This window comes from Corynebacterium pseudopelargi (assembly GCF_003814005.1).
GTDB lineage: Bacteria > Actinomycetota > Actinomycetes > Mycobacteriales > Mycobacteriaceae > Corynebacterium > Corynebacterium pseudopelargi.
Map to the genome: position 1 here is coordinate 1,654,327 of NZ_CP033898.1, position 16,169 is coordinate 1,670,495.

Here is a 16,169-nt window from a genome sequence, read left to right on the forward strand (position 1 = left end):
GCAGGATTGCTGATTTTAGCCTTTAGTGAGCGAAGTGGCGTGCACCGGTGAGGTACATGGTCACGCCTGCGTTATTGGCAGCCTCGATCACCTCGGCATCGCGGATGGATCCGCCAGGCTGCACGACAGCACGCACACCGGCTTGGGCGAGTACCTCGAAGCCATCGGCAAAGGGGAAGAAAGCATCAGAGGCGGCCACGGCACCTTCGGCACGCTTGGCACCCTGACCTAGGGTATTGGCGCGTTCTACGGCCAATTTGGCTGCGTCCACGCGGTTGACCTGGCCCATGCCCACACCAACGGTGGCGCCGTCTTTGGTAAGCAAGATGGCATTCGACTTCACTGCACGCACGCTGCGCCAGGCAAAGACGAGCTCTGCAAGCAAGGCCTCGTCTGCCGGATCGCCTGCGGCCAAGGTCCAGTTGGCTGGGTCATCGCCTTCGGCATTGACAAGGTCGCGTTGTTGCACCAGCAGCCCGCCTGAGATCTGGCGCTGCTCGAGCACATCGCGTTCAGGCTTGGGTGCCACGAGGATGCGAATGTTCTTCTTTTGAGCAAGCACCTCTACTGCACCGTCTTCATAGCCGGGCGCGATGATTACTTCGGTAAAGATTTCGGCTACCTGCTTGGCCATCTCCACGCTTACTTCGCGGTTACAGGCGATCACACCACCGAAGGCTGATACCGGGTCGCAGGCATGCGCATTGCGGTGCGCTGCGGCGATGGAGGTTTCCGATACCGCGATACCGCAGGGGTTTGCGTGCTTAATAATGGCCACGCAAGGCTGCTCGTGGTCCCAGGCGGCACGCCAAGCGGCATCGGCATCGGTGTAGTTATTAAAGCTCATTTCCTTGCCGTGCAACTGCTCGGCCTGAGCCAATCCACCATGTTCTGCAGGGTCGATATACAGTGCCGCACTCTGGTGGGGGTTTTCGCCATAGCGAAGCACATTGGCTCGCTCATAGGTGTGGCCTTGCCATGCGGGGAAGAGTTCGTCGGAAAGCTGCTCGCCCATCCAGCTTGCTACAGCCACGTCATAGCTGGCGGTGTGGCGGAATGCTTCGCAAGCCAATTCGGTGCGCTCTGCGCGGGTGAAACCGCCGCGGCCGATGGCCTCGACTACTTCCTGATAGTGATCCGGGTTGACCACCACGGCAACGGATGGGTGGTTCTTGGCCGCCGCACGCACCATGGAAGGCCCGCCGATATCGATTTGTTCCACGCAGGCATCGAAGTCTGCGCCCGAGGCCACGGTTTGGGTGAAGGGATAGAGGTTAACTACCACCAGTTGGAAGGCATCAACGCCGAGCTGTTCAAGCTGGCTTAAGTGATCTTCTTTGCGGGTATCGGCCAAGATGCCTGCGTGAACCTTCGGGTGGAGTGTTTTCACACGCCCTTCGAGGCATTCGGGGAAGCCGGTGAGTTCTTCCACGGGGGTGACCGCAATGCCGAGATCTGCAATCTTGGCGGCGGTGGAACCGGTGGAGACGATCTCTACACCGGCATCGTTGAGGGCGCGAGCGAGGTGCTCCAACCCGGTTTTGTCGTAGACGCTGATCAGTGCGCGTTTGATGGCTTTGCGGTCTTCGCTCATAGGTCGAAGCTAACCTCTTTCGTTTCTTGATCCACCCGACAGGCGTTGAGCACGGACACAATGAGTGTACGCTCCGCCTGCTTAATCACCTCATGAACTTCAGCTTCGGTTGCCCCCGGAATTACCCGCACAGCCTCCTGGGCAACGATGGGGCCGGTATCAACACCGGCATCCACAAAGTGCACGGTGGTGCCAGTAATTTTCACTCCATAGCGAAGGGCATCGCGCACGGCGTGGGCACCGGGAAAGGCGGGCAGGAGCGCGGGGTGCGTATTGATGGTCTTGCCCCCAAATTGAGCTAGGAAGGCCGAGCCGAGGATCTTCATAAACCCAGCGGAAACCACAAGCTGCGGCTCATACTGCGCCACCGTTGCTGCTAAATCCTGATTCCACTGTGCTCGGTCGCCACCTGGCTCAAGGGCTACCAGGTGGGTAGCAATTCCTGCGGCTTTGGCACGCTCAAGGGCTTGGCAGGGCACGTCAGCGACCACGGCTTGTACCCGGTAGCTGCCCTGTGCATCGATGATCGCCTGCAATAAAGTGCCAGAACCAGAAGCCAGCACCACGATGTCCATTGGAGTATTCACACAGGTCATCGTAACTAAGAGTCGCGCTGCTGAGGTGGATCGGGCTGATCGTCTTCCAAATCCTCGGCAGGTTGTTCAGCTTCAACCGCTTCTTCCGCCTCCTCAGGCACCTCAGGTTCCTCGGGTTCTTCCGGCCCCTCGGCAGGCTCCGGTTCCTCGGGCTCCTCGGTGTGCTCTGGCTCCTCGGGCTCGATATCGGGTGATGCTTGATCAACATCCTCGATGTCTTCTTCGGGCTCGGATTCTTCGATCACTTCGCCTTCGAGGATTTCCTCGGCAGCTTCTGGTTGATCCTCCGGTGCCTCTTCTGGCTCTTCGACAGCCTCGACCACTTCCGGTTCCACCACGGCCTTACGGGCAAGCAGTGCTGCCACACCAAGCACCGCCGCACCGATCGCCGCCAGCCACACCACGGCAAGAAGCGTGCTCAGCCACACCGTAGGCCCGACGGTATCGAAATAGCCCAGCGCACCGCCTGCAAACCAGGTGCCAAGCAACATCACAAGGCCCAAGGCGCTTGCCGACGCAGCCAGTTGCTTCCAGCTAGCCAGGTTGTTCATGGCAAAACGCAGGATCAGGACTGCAGGTAGCAGCATGAGCAAGGGCATCCATGCGTGGTGTTCAAACGCGAACGCCGCAAACCATGGAACTGGTGGAAGTACGGGCGGTTGGGCCTCGAAAAGCGAAAGCGAAAGCCCCTGGATCTGGAAATCTGCGCCCAAGAGCATGCTGGTTGCAGCGATGGCCACGTTGGGCAGATACAGCAGGCATACCCCCACCAATGCGAGGATGCCCTGACCGTTATAGGGCTGGAGCGACTGCATGAGGGCTTGGTGGTGCACGGCAAGAGAGACGATGGCAGCCAGGAGCCCCAACACCAGAAGCTCTAAGAATAACGTCCAGGTGGCGCGGATAATGGTCACAAGATCGGTGCTGATTGCCCAATGCTTAGCCAGCGAACGCCAAAGCTTTTGGCCCATGCCGATTGCAATAGCGCTGGCATGCACCAAAAAGGTATTGAGCACAACTAAGAAGAAATTCGGTGCTTTTAGGTCAAATACCTGGGAGGCATCCAAAAGCATGGCCCAGGCCGTGATGCTTAGCAGCACCGGTACTCCCAGGCAGGCGAGGATGATTCCGCTGAGATCACGCAAGGTGACGTGCCTGCCGACAGTTTTGCGCATCTTCCTGGCCACACCGGCGCCTAAGGCGATGGCGGGCAGCATGGGCAGCACGCCGATGGTGATGCCATCTGCATGCGCCGGCACCAAATTGGCCACCAACCAGATCTCTGCGATCGTGGCGGGCAGGGCTGCCAGCGTGGTTGAGGTAAGTACCAGGATCAGCAGCGCCAGCATGATGGTGATGGCCACCGCGATGCCATTGGGCACGATGGCTACGTTGAGATAGTTGCGAAAGCGCTGCTTGAGCGTTTTTTCGCCACTATTGGGCACTACTTTCGCGGCGCGCTCGGCCTTGCGGGCACTTGTGCTTGGCCTCGAACTTGTAGAAGACGGCTTTGTTCCAGCGCTCGCTGGGCGCGAGCGTGGGCGGCGTGTGGGACCGTTGCTGGGGCTCGTCTTCTTTCTCATCACTGGTTACTGTGCCACGGATTGCGGTTGATGGCTGTAAGCCACTCTGAAAAATTCCGGTGATGCTGGCGAACCTTGCCCCCAAACTAAGGCCAAATGATTCAAAGCCTGGGCCCGGTGTGCCTGGGCTTGGTGTGGGCGAGGCGGTGTTATTGGTTGAGGTGCACCACGCGCGTGCGACGCCAGGTGATGACTCGGCCGAAGACGAAGCGAACAATGGGCCCTGCGATCAGCAACTGCAAAGGCAGGGCTGCAACGAAGTTGAAGGGGATGTTGGCGGCCCAGGCGGACCAAATCTCGCTGGTGTAGCCAACGCTCATGATCGCACCGAATCCACTCATGAACACCACCATGAACACCACCATGGTGGAGGACACGGTGATGACCTTGCCCCAATTGGGCCAGGATGGGCGAATGATTTTTCCGGCGATGACCTTTGCAGGTTGGGCTACCACAAAGAAGTCGAGGGCGAAGGCCACCAGCAGCGCTAAGGGGAAACCGATGATGGCTGCGCGCAGTGCTTCCCAGGTAAAACCGTGGATGGCGACCATGTTGTAGAGGCTCATTCCGGCCACCATGATCGGGCACATGAGCAGGGTAAAAAGCAGGGCTTGCTTGGGTGAATTAGGCATGGGAGATCCTCACGTCAAGGGTGTGTGCGTATCTGGTGTGTCCTCACCGAAAACCCTCAAGGCTCGGATCGCGCGCCGGCGTAACTGGGGCGTGATGCGAGGGACCTCCCCCAAACGGATGTATTCCGGCCGGGAGGTATCGGACCTGGGAATCATATATAGATCTCAGCATTGCTTCAACTTTTCTCATGCAAAGCCAAGGGATTATTCATTTGCGCCCCGCCACTGCCCTCCTGGCGCTTGCCTGCCTTATACGTTGGGCTGGTTCCCCGACGAGCTTGGGTGGAGCTACCAGCCGGGCTGTAATAGCGAAGAGTAGTAGCGAAGAGTGCTGGATATGTCCACAACAGCAATCACATGGGTTGGTTAATAACACATGCGTAACTTCCGCCAGAGAAAGGTGATATAACAGCGGAAAAATTTTGAAAAAAACTGCCAAAACAAGTTGCTTGATTGCCAAGGCTTCACTATCGTTACAGCGAGTTAGATAACAACTTGGTTACATTCCTTGCACGAAACGTAACCATGGTTGGCGCAAGGAAGAACACATTGGCCCCACACCCAGGGGCTTGAAGCGAAGACACGGAAGAAGGCTCATGGAGCAGACTCAGCGCGTGGCAGGTGGCAAGCATCGCAAGCAACCTACCCCAGCACGCAGCCGTATTGCCTTTGTAGCTTTAGCAACCGGCACTGTGTCCACCGCTGGCGCAACAGGCGTTGCGCTAGCCAACAATGCCAATCCCGCTATTGAACTCACCGCCGACGCCGCTCAGCCTGGCGCCGAGAATTCGCCACAGATCCTGGCCATCCCAGAGTTCAAGCCCATGCCTAACCTGGGCGATCAGCTCAACAAGGCCGTGGAATACTCCAATGTGCTCGCTGCTGCCGATGTTGCAGCGCGTACCCCCAAGCCGAAGGTGCACACCCCAGCCGAGGGTGCTTTTACCTCTGGTTTTGGTATGCGCTGGGGCGTACTGCACGCCGGTATCGACATTGCCAATGCAACGAACACCCCCATCTACTCCGTGCTCGATGGCGTCGTGATCGACGCTGGCGCAGCGTCCGGCTTTGGCCAGTGGGTTCGCGTGCAGCACGAAGATGGCACCATCACCGTCTACGGCCACGTCGAGACGATCAACGTAAGCGTTGGCCAGAAGGTGGCAGCAGGCGAGCAGATTGCAGGCATGGGCAATCGCGGTTTCTCCACCGGCACCCACCTGCACTTCGAGGTACACCCCAATGGCGGCGGCCCCGTTGATCCGATCCCCTGGCTTGCTAACCTCGGCATCGTCATCGCCTAACACCTCCACCCCCTTCTCGGGGGTTTTTCTTTATCTGTAGTCGCTGTAGCTATTGCGCCCCTGAAGGTTACTCAGTAAGTTTCAGATTACCCAGTAACCTATTCGATAAGAGGCCAGCCCATGGCAATCAAACACGCGCTCATGGCACTGCTGCATTCTCAAGAACTCTCCGCAAACCAACTTCGCCAACACTTCCAAGAAGCAACCGACGAGATGTGGCCTTTGAATATTGGCCAGGTCACCCAGACGCTGGATCGGCTCGTTCGCGATGGTCTTGTAGCAGAAGCCGGGACGGCACAAGGCAGCAACGGAAGAACCGTCCAGGTCTATCGCCTAAGCGAGGCCGGAAAAGAAGCACTCCAACTCTGGTGGCGCACACCAGCACTTCGTACCGAAGACGATCGCGATGAACTCGTGACCAAAATCGTGCTTGCCGCAAACAACGGAGTGGACTTATTAGCACTAATTGATCGACAACGCGCAGGGGTGCTGCAAAAACTGCGGGCACTTCATAAGCAGAACCAAGATCTCCCCGAAGACCGAAGCGCCGAGAAACTGCTCTACGAGCGCAGAATCTTCGACCTTGAAGCCGAAGCTCGTTGGCTTGATCGAGTAGAGGCACTCGCCCCTAAAACCAAAGGAGCTGCATCATGAATCTTCCCATCGAACTACGCAACGTAAACATGGTGTTTGGCTCGAAGGCCTACCCCGTGCAAGCTCTGTGCGACGCCAGCCTGAAGCTTCACCCCGGCGAGCTCATCGCGGTGATGGGACCTTCAGGCTCAGGCAAATCCACCCTGCTAAATGTCGCTGGCCTGCTGCAACGCCCAAATTCCGGCGCAGTGCTGGTACACGGCGAAGACACCGCCGGCTTGAGCGATGCCAAGCTTGCAGCTTTTCGACGAACCAAGATCGGGGTCGTCTTCCAACGCTTTAATCTCGTTCCTGAGCTCACCGTGGCTGAAAATATCTCACTACCCCTCGAACTCGATGGGCAAACCCCCTCCAAACTGCAAGAGGCTATTAGCGAGGCTCTTGGCTCAGTTGGGCTTGAAGGCCTCGAAGATCGCTTCCCCGATGAGATTTCCGGTGGACAACAACAGCGCGTTGCCATCGCTCGCGCCCTCATCGGTTCACGCGATGTGTTGCTGGCAGACGAACCAACCGGCGCTCTCGATACCGCCACCAGCGACGCCGTAATGAAAGTGCTGCGAGAGCGAGTAGATCATGGCGCAGCCGGCCTGCTTGTCACCCACGAGGCCCGCTTTGCCGGGTGGGCTGATCGAGTGGTGTACATGCGCGATGGCCGCCTCAGTGAGGATAGGGGTGTGTGATGGCTACACTCCACACCGTCAAAGCTTCCCTTCGCCCCACACTGCGCGATGCCCGCAAGCATTGGTGGCGCTCACTGCTCGCAGTAATCCTTGTGGCTCTCCCCGTTGGGGTATTCGCCTTTAGCACCAGCTCAAGTGCGATTTACACCAAGGCTTCCCAAGCAGTAGAACAGCGTAACGTCGCCACCTTCTTTGGCGGAAGCTGCCAGCAAAATGTCGAAGGATGGGATGCCGATTGCGAGGGTAACTCCGCCAAGGGTGCCGGCCCTTCCGATGCCCTCAACCAAGCCCTACCCAGTGGCTTCGAGGCCACGATCAATGCCGATACCACCGCCAAGATTCAAGCCGTCTCAAGCAAGAAGATCTCGCACCATACCGGCCTTGCTATCCGCGCACCAGAAAACCTGCGCATGGGTGATGCCACCCCAGGTATAGGAGACATTGCGCTACCCGTGGATACCGCCCAACGCATCGGAGTCCACCCTGGCGACAAGGTGAAGGTGGAAGTAAGCACGCAGACCCCGAAGGATCAGCAGCTTAAGGCCACAAAAGAACTCACGGTAAACCAGCTCATTGGCAGCGCTAACGCAGTGATCATCCCCGGCACACTGTTTGAGCCCGAGCAGTTGAGCAACTCAGTGGAATCCTCCTGGGTGCTCAGTGGCCCACGCCCCCTTTCCTGGGACGATGTGAAGGCCTTGAACGCCAAAGGCTTCGTGGTGCGTTCCCAAGACGTCATGGATAATCCACCCCCAGCCGAGGAGCTCTACCCTGGCTTTGAAGATTCCTCGGTCGTGCGGGACTTTTACTTCAATGACACTGCCTTTTTGGTCATGAGCATCGCAGCCTATGCCATCATCGCCATCCTCATCTTGCTCGTGGTGGCACCTGTGTTTGCCATCAGTGCCTCCAAGCGCGGCGAAACCTTCGCGTTGATGCGAAGCCAAGGAGCCACCCGCCGTGATATCCGAATTGCCGTGCTCGGTTACGGCCTGGTCGCAGGTGTTGTCGGCGCACTGCTCGGCACCGCTTTGGGCCTTATCGCGTGCTTTGTGTTCTGGCGCATCAAAGCCCCGAGCGTGCAATTTGCAACCCACCTCGAGTTGCTGCCCATCGGCATGATCTTTGCCATTATCGGAGCACTCATCGCCTCCTATCTCCCCGCCTGGCTTGCCGCACGCAGCAACATCAGCCAAGGCGCTGATGGCGGCAGAATCGACCGGGTGCGCCGTTGGCACAATTGGATGGCAATCGGACCCGTGATGTTGCTGGTGTTTTTCATCTTCGCCGGGCTTTCACAGGCCTCAGCATTCGGAACGCTGCCGCTTTACGCACTGTGGTTTGCTTCTCCATTACCCCTGCTCTACGTACTGATCGCCACCGTGTTATCTGTACCTGCCGTCATCTTTGGCTGCGCGGTACTGCGCAAACCACTGATGCTGAGGCTTGCCGGGACCCTCATGCGGCGCCAAATGCTACGGTCTGGCTCTGCGCTTGCAGCCCTGGCTGGCATCACCCTCATCGCCTTTACCTTGGTCAGCACTGAGGATATGCGCACCCAGCGCATGGTTGATCTCACTGCTCGAAGCTATAACACCGCCGCTATTGGTTTCGCCGCGACCGAGCAGGATCCTGAATTCCCGACGCATTCCCCTCAGTCGCTTACTGCTGCAGCCAGTACGGTAGCGGCCGAAGTTCCGGTGAAAAAGAAAGTAGATGTGTACCACACCGGAGGTGCTGTGATGCTGCCTGGGTTATCAACGCAGCATTGCCCTCATAACCAAAGCATCGAGGTAGCTAGCTCGGCGTGTGACGTCCCAGAAAGCGATAATCCGGCAACATTCCTCCTGGGCACCTATCTCGAGCCATTAGTCGCTGAACCTGAGATTCTGGAGTTTTTCAACTTAGAAGGTAATGATTTGGCTCAGGCTCAACGAGCACTCGAGCAGGGCAAGGTGCTGGTATCAAAGGACGCTCAGCTCGATGGTGTCCAGGAGCTCGAAACCTCCTTCGATGACGCTCACCCAAAGCTTCAAAAGGTCGAGGTGGCCTCGCTTTTGCCCGGACATACCTCCGAGATGGTGATGACGCCTCAGGTGGCAGAAGAGTTGGGATACACCCCAAGCTTTTGGGCCTCGATGTTATTGCTTGAGCACCCCCTTGATGGACGCACCGTACAGACACTTGACACAACACTGCGCGAATCCGCACCCGATGTGTTCCTCTACACCTATCCGGCAGAGAAAACCGTGCAGGATCGGCTGCTGTTAAGCGGGCTCTTGCTTGTGCCACTGGTTCTGGTGGTGGCTATTAGCGCGGTGCTCGGTCTTGGAGATCTGCGCAGAATGCAGCGCCAGATTGCCAATGTTGGCGCAACACCCGCACAGCTTCGCGCTTTAGGTGCTACCTCCACATGCCTTCTCGCCGCCTTGGGCACGGTGGTGCCGATGCTGATCGCCATGATGAGCATTTGGATTAGCTCAGAAGGGCCAACATACGGCGAAGATGGCACGCTGCTTCGCTTTGGTCAGCGTGATTGGGTGCATTTTGATCCAATACTGGTGCTGAGCTTGGCCGTGGTGTTCCCGCTTGTGGCCTTATGCATCGGGGCGGCCATGAGCTGGCGCCAGCAAACAGTGCGCTATCGCATGGACTAGTTCCACACACCCCAGGCAACTGCTTGCCTGGGGTGTCGTGTTTGTTTAGAGCTTTTCCATTGGAAGTCCTGGCAGGAGCATCAAGCGCACCGTTCCTGATGAACCAAAATCGATCGTTGCCGTGGATGTTCCCCCAACTGCTGTGACCTCATTGACAGTTCCGAGCCCGTACTTATCGTGGTTCACGCGGTCACCAACCACCAGTTTGAGTGCAGGTGTGCTCGAACGCGTGGGCATTTTTGGTGCGACCTTGCGTGCTCGACCGGCCTGGGGGTGTCCACCTGAGCCCCATCCCCCACCGTTGAAGCGTTTGGCACCATAGCCACCCCAGGGGTCTTGAGCCGTGGGTTCTTCCCGGCGCCAATCCATAAGCTCTTCTGGAATCTCTGAGAAGAATCGTGATGGCGGGTTGGTCACTGCATTGCCCCAGCTCGAACGCAGCATGGCGCGCGAGAGGTAGAGATGCTTGCGTGCGCGTGTAATGCCGACATAGGCCAGGCGTCGCTCTTCGGCGAGTTCTTTGGGATCTCCAAGCGCACGCATGTGGGGAAATTGCCCATCTTCCCAGCCGATCAGGAACACCACGGGAAATTCCAGGCCCTTGGCGGTGTGCAGCGTCATGAGCGTGACCACGCCTTGTTCGTGTTCTGGAATTTGGTCGGCATCGGCTACCAAGGACACACGCTCAAGAAAGGCCTGGATGCTTCCGGGTGCCGCTTCGCCTTCTTCTGTGCTTATTTCGCTGCCGTCCATTTGCTCATAGGCAAGCTGATTGGCAGCTTCTGAGGAAAACTCGCGAGCCACGGAGACTAATTCCTGGAGGTTATCCAGCCTTGCGCGATCTTGAGGATCATTGCTTTGTTCCAGTTGCGCCTTATAGCCAGTGACATCGAGAATGCGGGCGATGATCTCTCCGATATCTGGCAGCCCGCTGAGCTCACTGATGAGTTGCTCGGCCTCTGAGCGCAGCCCGTCCATCATGTCCACGAATTGCGAGACGGCCTTGGCGCTGCGTGGATTTAAGGCGCTGACGTGGCCAGCGCGGGCGTCGATAAGCGCCTGGTGCAAACTCACCTGATGGTGCTGGGCATGCAGTGCGAGGGTGGCAATGGCTTTCTCGCCGATGGCACGACGAGGGGTGTTGATGATGCGCCTTAAAGAGACTGTGTCTTCCGGATTATCCAGCAGACGCAGATATGCGATCACATCGCGGATTTCTTTGCGCTCATAAAATCGGGTGCCGCCTACCACCTTGTACGGGATGCCGGTGCGCATGAATACATCTTCAATCGCACGCGAGGAGTTATTGGTGCGATACATCACCGCGATATCTTCATAGGCCACGCCTCGAGCCTCAAGCGCATCAATCTCGTTGGCAATAAAACGCGCCTCGTCGTGCTCATTATCGGCAACATAGGCGGCGATCTGCTCTCCCTGCCCAAGCGCGGTCCACAGCTTTTTATCGCGGCGGTGTTCATTTTGGGAGATCACCGCGTTCGCGGCACTCAAGATGGTTTGGGTGGAGCGATAGTTCTGCTCCAGCAAAATCGTGGTGGCCTGGGGGTAGTCCTGCTCGAACTCTTCAATGTTTCTGATGGTGGCGCCACGGAAGGCATAAATGGACTGATCCGAATCACCCACCACGCACAGCTCACTGGCATCTGGCCCAGTGCCTACCAGCTCACGCACGAGCACATACTGCGCATGGTTGGTGTCTTGGTACTCATCGATGAGCACGTGGCGGAAGCGGCGACGATAGTATTCGGTGACCTGGGGGTGCTCGCGGAAGATGCGGACTACTTCCGCGATCAGATCATCGAAATCCACCGCATTGGATTCACGCAGCCGTGCTTGATAATCCACGAAGACTTCCGCCACCGTCTTTTCAAAGGGATTGCGGGTATTCATCGCCTCTGCCAGCGCTGCCTTGGGATCCCGCAATTCGTTTTTCAGATTCGAAATAGCAGTGGCGAGCACCCGAGGGGTGAACTTTTTAATGTCCAGGCCCTGATCCTTAGCAATCATCTGCAGCAGGCGCTTGGAATCATCGGAATCGTAGATAGTGAAATTGCTATTGAGCCCTCGAACAAGTTGTGCTTGTTCACGCAAAATACGCACGCAGGTGGAGTGGAAGGTAGCAACCCACATCCTTGAGGCCACAGGGCCGACGAGCTCTGTGACGCGCTCGCGCATCTCGGCTGCGGCTTTGTTGGTAAAAGTAATAGCCAAAATCTGGCCGGGGTGCACGCCCCTGGCGGCCATGAGATAGGCGATCCTTCGCGTGAGCACTGCCGTTTTACCCGAACCGGCACCGGCTACGATCAGCAGCGGCGATCCGGTGTGCTCAACGGCCTGACGCTGCTGAGGATTTAAGCCCTGGGTGAGCTGCTCAGCATTTGGGTTGGGCGTTTGCGCAGGCGCACCATCGAAGCTGTGCTGTGGTGTGCGTGCTTGGAAAGGATTGGCCTTTTGAGGCTCGAATGGGGATTGCTGCGTGCTATTCATCGCCTACCAACCTACAACCCAACCCCCGATTAGCATTCGAACACCTGTAGCTTGGCCTGCCCCTGCCCTCTTTTTGTGCCAAGCGTGGCACAATAGTTGCTCATGAGCGAGGAGCAGCTGTTTGAAATCCGTATGCCAAGTGGCACCGATGATCCTTTGTCTGATGCCGAGATCCAGCGCTATCGCAAAGAAATCGATCGACTTGATCGAGAGATCCTCGATGCGGTCAAGCGTCGCGCGCTCATCTCTAAGGCGATTGGCCAAACTCGCATGGGCTCAGGTGGCACTCGTTTGGTGCACACCCGCGAAGTAGCCATTATCAACCAATTCAGAAAAGAAATTGGCGAGGAAGGCCCAGTGCTTGCAGGTTTGCTCTTAAGAATGGGCCGCGGCAAGCTCGGCAACGCCTCCGAGCAATAGCAAGCAATAACACCGAGCAGTAGCTCGCATCAGCGCCACGCATAAATGACCGAAGGCCTCGATTCACATTGCTGTGTTTCGAGGCCTTGAGGCGTTTTAGGGCCTACCCGCCGCCACGTTGCAGTGGCGGGTTGTGCACCTTGGCGAGGTTATTTTGGCAAAGAGATGAACTGGGTTTCGAGGAACTCGTGGATGCCCTCAAAGCCGCCTTCGCGGCCGATACCCGATTGCTTTACGCCACCAAATGGGGCAGCCGGATCAGAGAGTGCACCCTTGTTTACTGCCACCATGCCGGCTTCGATCTTTTCTGCCACATTCAGTGCTCGCTCTAAGCCGGAGGAGAAGACGTAGGCTGCCAAACCGAATTGCGTGTCGTTGGCCTTTTGCACAGCTTCTTCATCGCTGGTGAAGGTGCTCACTGCGATCACTGGGCCGAAGATCTCGTTGTCCAGGATCTCTGAGCCATCGGGGATATTGCCAAGGACGGTGAGCGGGTAGTAATAACCTTCTTCTGGCAAGCCCTCGGGCAGTGCATCTCCAAGATAGCGGGTAGCACCGCGCTCTAGGGCGTCGTCGACAAGCTTGGATACCGTCTCCACCTGATCGGTGCCCGAAAGTGCTGCGTAGTCCACATCTTCCAAGGTGGCAGGGCCTTGGCGGAGCTGCTTCATGCGCTCCACCACGCGCTGGGTGAATTCCTCGGCGATGCTTTCTTGCACCAGGAAGCGGTTGGCGGCGATGCACACCTGGCCCGCGCCACGCATCTTCGCAGTTGCTACGGCCTCCACTGCGGTGTCCATGTCGGCATCATCGAGCACCACATACGGGGCATTGCCGCCGAGCTCGAGCGAGACGCGAATGGACTTCTCTGCTGCTTTTTGTGCGAGCATCTGACCAATTTCAGTGGAGCCGGTGAAGGTGAATTTGCGCAGGCGGGCATCTTCAAGCAGGGAGGATACGTTCGAGGCCTTATTGGAAGGCAAGACGGCAACCACGCCATCTGGCACACCTGCCTGCTGCAGCAGCTTGGCCAGGTACAGCATGGTCAGCGGGGTCTTTGAGGCAGGCTTGACCACCATGGTGCAGCCAGCAGCCAGCGCTGGTGCCAGCTTGCGAGCACCCATGGCAAGCGGGAAGTTCCAGGGGGTGACGGCAAGGCAGGGGCCTACTGGAACGTGGCGAACCACGATGCGGGCGTTGCCTGCTGGACTTTCGCGATAATCGCCGCGAACACGCACGGCCTCTTCTGCAAACCAACGGAAGAATTCCGCAGCATAGGCAACTTCGCCCTGGGAGTCCTTCAGCGCGCGGCCAAGTTCGAGGGATTGGATCAGGGCAAGTTCATCAGCGTGTTCGTGGATGAGCTCGAAGGCCTTGCGCAGGATCTCAGAGCGTTCGCGGGTAGAGGTTGCAGCCCACTGCTCTTGTACTTCTACGGCCTTATCTAGCGCCTCGCGGGCGTCGTCTTTGCTGGCAGAGGCCACAGTGGCCAGCACGGTGCCGTTGGAGGGGTTATATACCTCGACGGTGCCGCCATCTGATCCATCGCGGAATTCTCCGCCGATGAATAGGCCGGTGGGGACATCTTGAGGCAATTCAGTTGGGAAATTCTGTGCAGTCATGCCACTACTGTAGCGGCGATACGGCCAGGATGTGTGATCGACGGTACAGGCTATTTTTACGCTCCGGGAGGTCACAGCAACTGTGATGAATTTGGAGTGCTCGATCAGAGCGATTCGGACAAAACTGGACTAGCGTTAGAGGTGAACTCATGACCGATCGGAAATAAAGTCGGTATAAAACAAAACTTGGATTTCCCAAGCTCAGGCAAAAGGCATGCGCTTTTGTGCCTGCGTGGGATTTCCCAAGCTCGTCTAGAGAAACGGAGCTCGACTATGTCATTCGACGTCACTGCCACACCGCAATGGGAGGCGCTAGGCAAGCGCCACGAGGCGCTGCAGGCCACCGATTTGCGCACACTTTTTGGCGCAGACGTCAATCGCGCCGAGCGCTTCAGCTTCGATGCCGCTGGGCTGCACGTCGATTTGTCGAAGAACTTCATCGATGCCGATACCCTCAATGCTCTTGTGGATCTGGCCAACGCCGCTGATCTAAAGAACAAGATCGAGGCCATGTACCAAGGCGAGCACATCAACAACACCGAGGATCGCGCAGTACTACACACCGCCTTGCGCATGCCGGTAGAAGATGAGCTGGAAGTCGATGGCCAAGACGTGGCCGCCGATGTGCACGAGGTGCTCGCTCGCATGCGTGACTTTGCCACGGCCCTGCGCTCCGGTGCGTGGTTGGGCTATACCGGCCACACCATCAAGACGGTGGTGAACATCGGCATCGGCGGTTCCGATTTAGGTCCCGCTATGGCAGTGAAGGCACTGCGCGCTTATGCCACCGCGGGTATTCATGCCAAGTTCGTCTCCAACGTCGATCCCGCCGATATGGTGGCAGTACTGGATGAATGCGACCCCGAATCCACCTTGTTTGTGGTGGCCTCTAAGACCTTTACCACCCAAGAAACCCTGGCCAATGCCCATGCCGCCAAGCGCTGGGTATTGGAGAAGTTCGGAGATGAAGCCGCGGTAGCAAAGCACTTCGTGGCCGTTTCTACCAACGCCGAGAAGGTTGCCGAATTCGGCATCGATACCAAGAACATGTTCGGCTTCTGGAACTGGGTTGGCGGGCGCTACTCCGTGGATTCCGCCATCGGCTTGTCCCTGATGACCGTGATTGGCCCCATGGACTTCATGCGCTTCCTCGAAGGCTTCCACGCCATGGATGAGCACTTCCGCACCGCCGATTTCCGCGAGAACATCCCCGTGCTCATGGGCTTGCTGGGCGTGTTCTACAACGACTTCTTCGGCGCAGAAACCCACGCGGTGCTGCCTTATTCCGAGGATCTTGGCCGCTTCCCCGCCTACTTGCAGCAGCTCACAATGGAGTCCAACGGCAAGTCTGTGCGCCGCGACGGCACCCCCGTGACCGCTGGTACCGGCGAGATTTTCTGGGGCGAGCCCGGCACCAATGGCCAGCACGCCTTTTTCCAGCTCATGCACCAGGGCACCAAGCTGATCCCCGCAGACTTCATTGGTTTTGCCCGCCCCAAGCAGGATCTGCCCACCGCGAGTGGCGAGGGTTCCATGCACGATCTTTTGATGAGCAACTTCTTTGCCCAAACCAAGGTCCTGGCCTTTGGCAAGACCGCCGAGGAGATCGAGGCCGAAGGCGTTGCAGCCGAGGTTGTGCCCCACAAGGTGATGCCGGGCAACCGCCCCACCACCACCATCCTTGCCGAGGAACTCACCCCCTATGTGCTTGGTTCCTTAATCGCCCTGTATGAGCACATCGTGTTTACCCAGGGCATGATCTGGGACATCAACTCCTTCGATCAATGGGGCGTTGAGCTGGGCAAGCAGCAGGCCAATGACCTTGCCCCGGCCGTCAGTGGCGAGCAGGACGTCGATTCCGGCGATTCCTCCACCGACGAGCTCATCCGCTGGTACCGCTCCAAGCGCTAAGGCCTCTTAGCTTT

At 57.8% G+C, this 16,169-nt stretch carries 12 protein-coding genes; 6 read left to right on the plus strand and 6 right to left on the minus strand.

Annotated elements, in window-relative coordinates; translation table 11 throughout:
• Positions 1-22: 22 nt before the first annotated feature.
• From purH to CPPEL_RS07760, 4 genes are all read right to left on the minus strand, one after another.
• Positions 23-1,594 (minus strand): bifunctional phosphoribosylaminoimidazolecarboxamide formyltransferase/IMP cyclohydrolase, encoded by a 1,572-nt coding sequence (gene purH / locus CPPEL_RS07745; protein WP_123960574.1) that lies wholly within the window; start codon positions 1,592-1,594, stop codon positions 23-25.
• Positions 1,591-2,169 (minus strand): phosphoribosylglycinamide formyltransferase, encoded by a 579-nt coding sequence (gene purN / locus CPPEL_RS07750; RefSeq protein ID WP_425453823.1) that lies wholly within the window; start codon positions 2,167-2,169, stop codon positions 1,591-1,593. Before purN ends, purH begins: the two co-directional genes overlap by 4 nt.
• 26 nt (positions 2,170-2,195) lie before the next feature.
• On the minus strand, positions 2,196-3,773 hold the full coding sequence (locus CPPEL_RS07755) for a cell division protein PerM (protein WP_123960576.1): 1,578 nt from the start codon (positions 3,771-3,773) through the stop codon (positions 2,196-2,198).
• Positions 3,774-3,922: 149 nt separating this feature from the next.
• The gene (locus CPPEL_RS07760; RefSeq protein WP_123960577.1) at positions 3,923-4,405 is read right to left on the minus strand and encodes a DUF2798 domain-containing protein; all 483 of its coding nucleotides are present in this window, start codon (positions 4,403-4,405) and stop codon (positions 3,923-3,925) included.
• A gap of 596 nt (positions 4,406-5,001) precedes the next feature.
• Between CPPEL_RS07760 and CPPEL_RS07765 the strand changes: the two genes are divergently transcribed.
• The 4 genes from CPPEL_RS07765 to CPPEL_RS07780 all read left to right on the plus strand — a co-directional run bounded on the left by CPPEL_RS07765 (position 5,002) and on the right by CPPEL_RS07780 (position 9,697).
• Positions 5,002-5,706, plus strand: a complete 705-nt coding sequence (locus CPPEL_RS07765; protein ID WP_123960578.1) for a M23 family metallopeptidase — start codon at positions 5,002-5,004, stop codon at positions 5,704-5,706.
• 120 nt (positions 5,707-5,826) lie between these two features.
• On the plus strand, positions 5,827-6,360 hold the full coding sequence (locus CPPEL_RS07770) for a PadR family transcriptional regulator (protein WP_123960579.1): 534 nt from the start codon (positions 5,827-5,829) through the stop codon (positions 6,358-6,360).
• The gene (locus tag CPPEL_RS07775) at positions 6,357-7,040 is read left to right on the plus strand and encodes an ABC transporter ATP-binding protein (protein WP_123960580.1); all 684 of its coding nucleotides are present in this window, start codon (positions 6,357-6,359) and stop codon (positions 7,038-7,040) included. The genes CPPEL_RS07770 and CPPEL_RS07775 overlap by 4 nt, the downstream gene beginning before the upstream one ends.
• Positions 7,040-9,697 carry an ABC transporter permease gene (locus CPPEL_RS07780; protein ID WP_123960581.1) on the plus strand — a complete coding sequence of 886 codons (2,658 nt, stop codon included), beginning with the start codon at positions 7,040-7,042 and terminating at the stop codon, positions 9,695-9,697. The genes CPPEL_RS07775 and CPPEL_RS07780 overlap by 1 nt, the downstream gene beginning before the upstream one ends.
• Before the next feature lie 45 nt (positions 9,698-9,742).
• On the opposite strand, the gene pcrA is transcribed toward CPPEL_RS07780, so the two are convergent.
• Positions 9,743-12,202, minus strand: a complete 2,460-nt coding sequence (gene pcrA / locus CPPEL_RS07785) for a DNA helicase PcrA (RefSeq protein ID WP_123960582.1) — start codon at positions 12,200-12,202, stop codon at positions 9,743-9,745.
• Between the two features lie 102 nt (positions 12,203-12,304).
• On the opposite strand from pcrA, the gene CPPEL_RS07790 reads away from it, so the two are divergent.
• Positions 12,305-12,622 carry a chorismate mutase gene (locus CPPEL_RS07790; RefSeq protein WP_123960583.1) on the plus strand — a complete coding sequence of 106 codons (318 nt, stop codon included), beginning with the start codon at positions 12,305-12,307 and terminating at the stop codon, positions 12,620-12,622.
• A gap of 149 nt (positions 12,623-12,771) precedes the next feature.
• Here the strand turns inward: CPPEL_RS07790 and CPPEL_RS07795 are convergent, their stop codons facing one another.
• Positions 12,772-14,244, minus strand: a complete 1,473-nt coding sequence (locus CPPEL_RS07795) for an NAD-dependent succinate-semialdehyde dehydrogenase (protein WP_123960584.1) — start codon at positions 14,242-14,244, stop codon at positions 12,772-12,774.
• Between the two features lie 273 nt (positions 14,245-14,517).
• On the opposite strand from CPPEL_RS07795, the gene pgi reads away from it, so the two are divergent.
• Entirely contained in the window at positions 14,518-16,155 is a 1,638-nt protein-coding gene (gene pgi / locus CPPEL_RS07800; protein WP_123960585.1) for a glucose-6-phosphate isomerase, read from the plus strand.
• Positions 16,156-16,169: the final 14 nt, after the last annotated feature.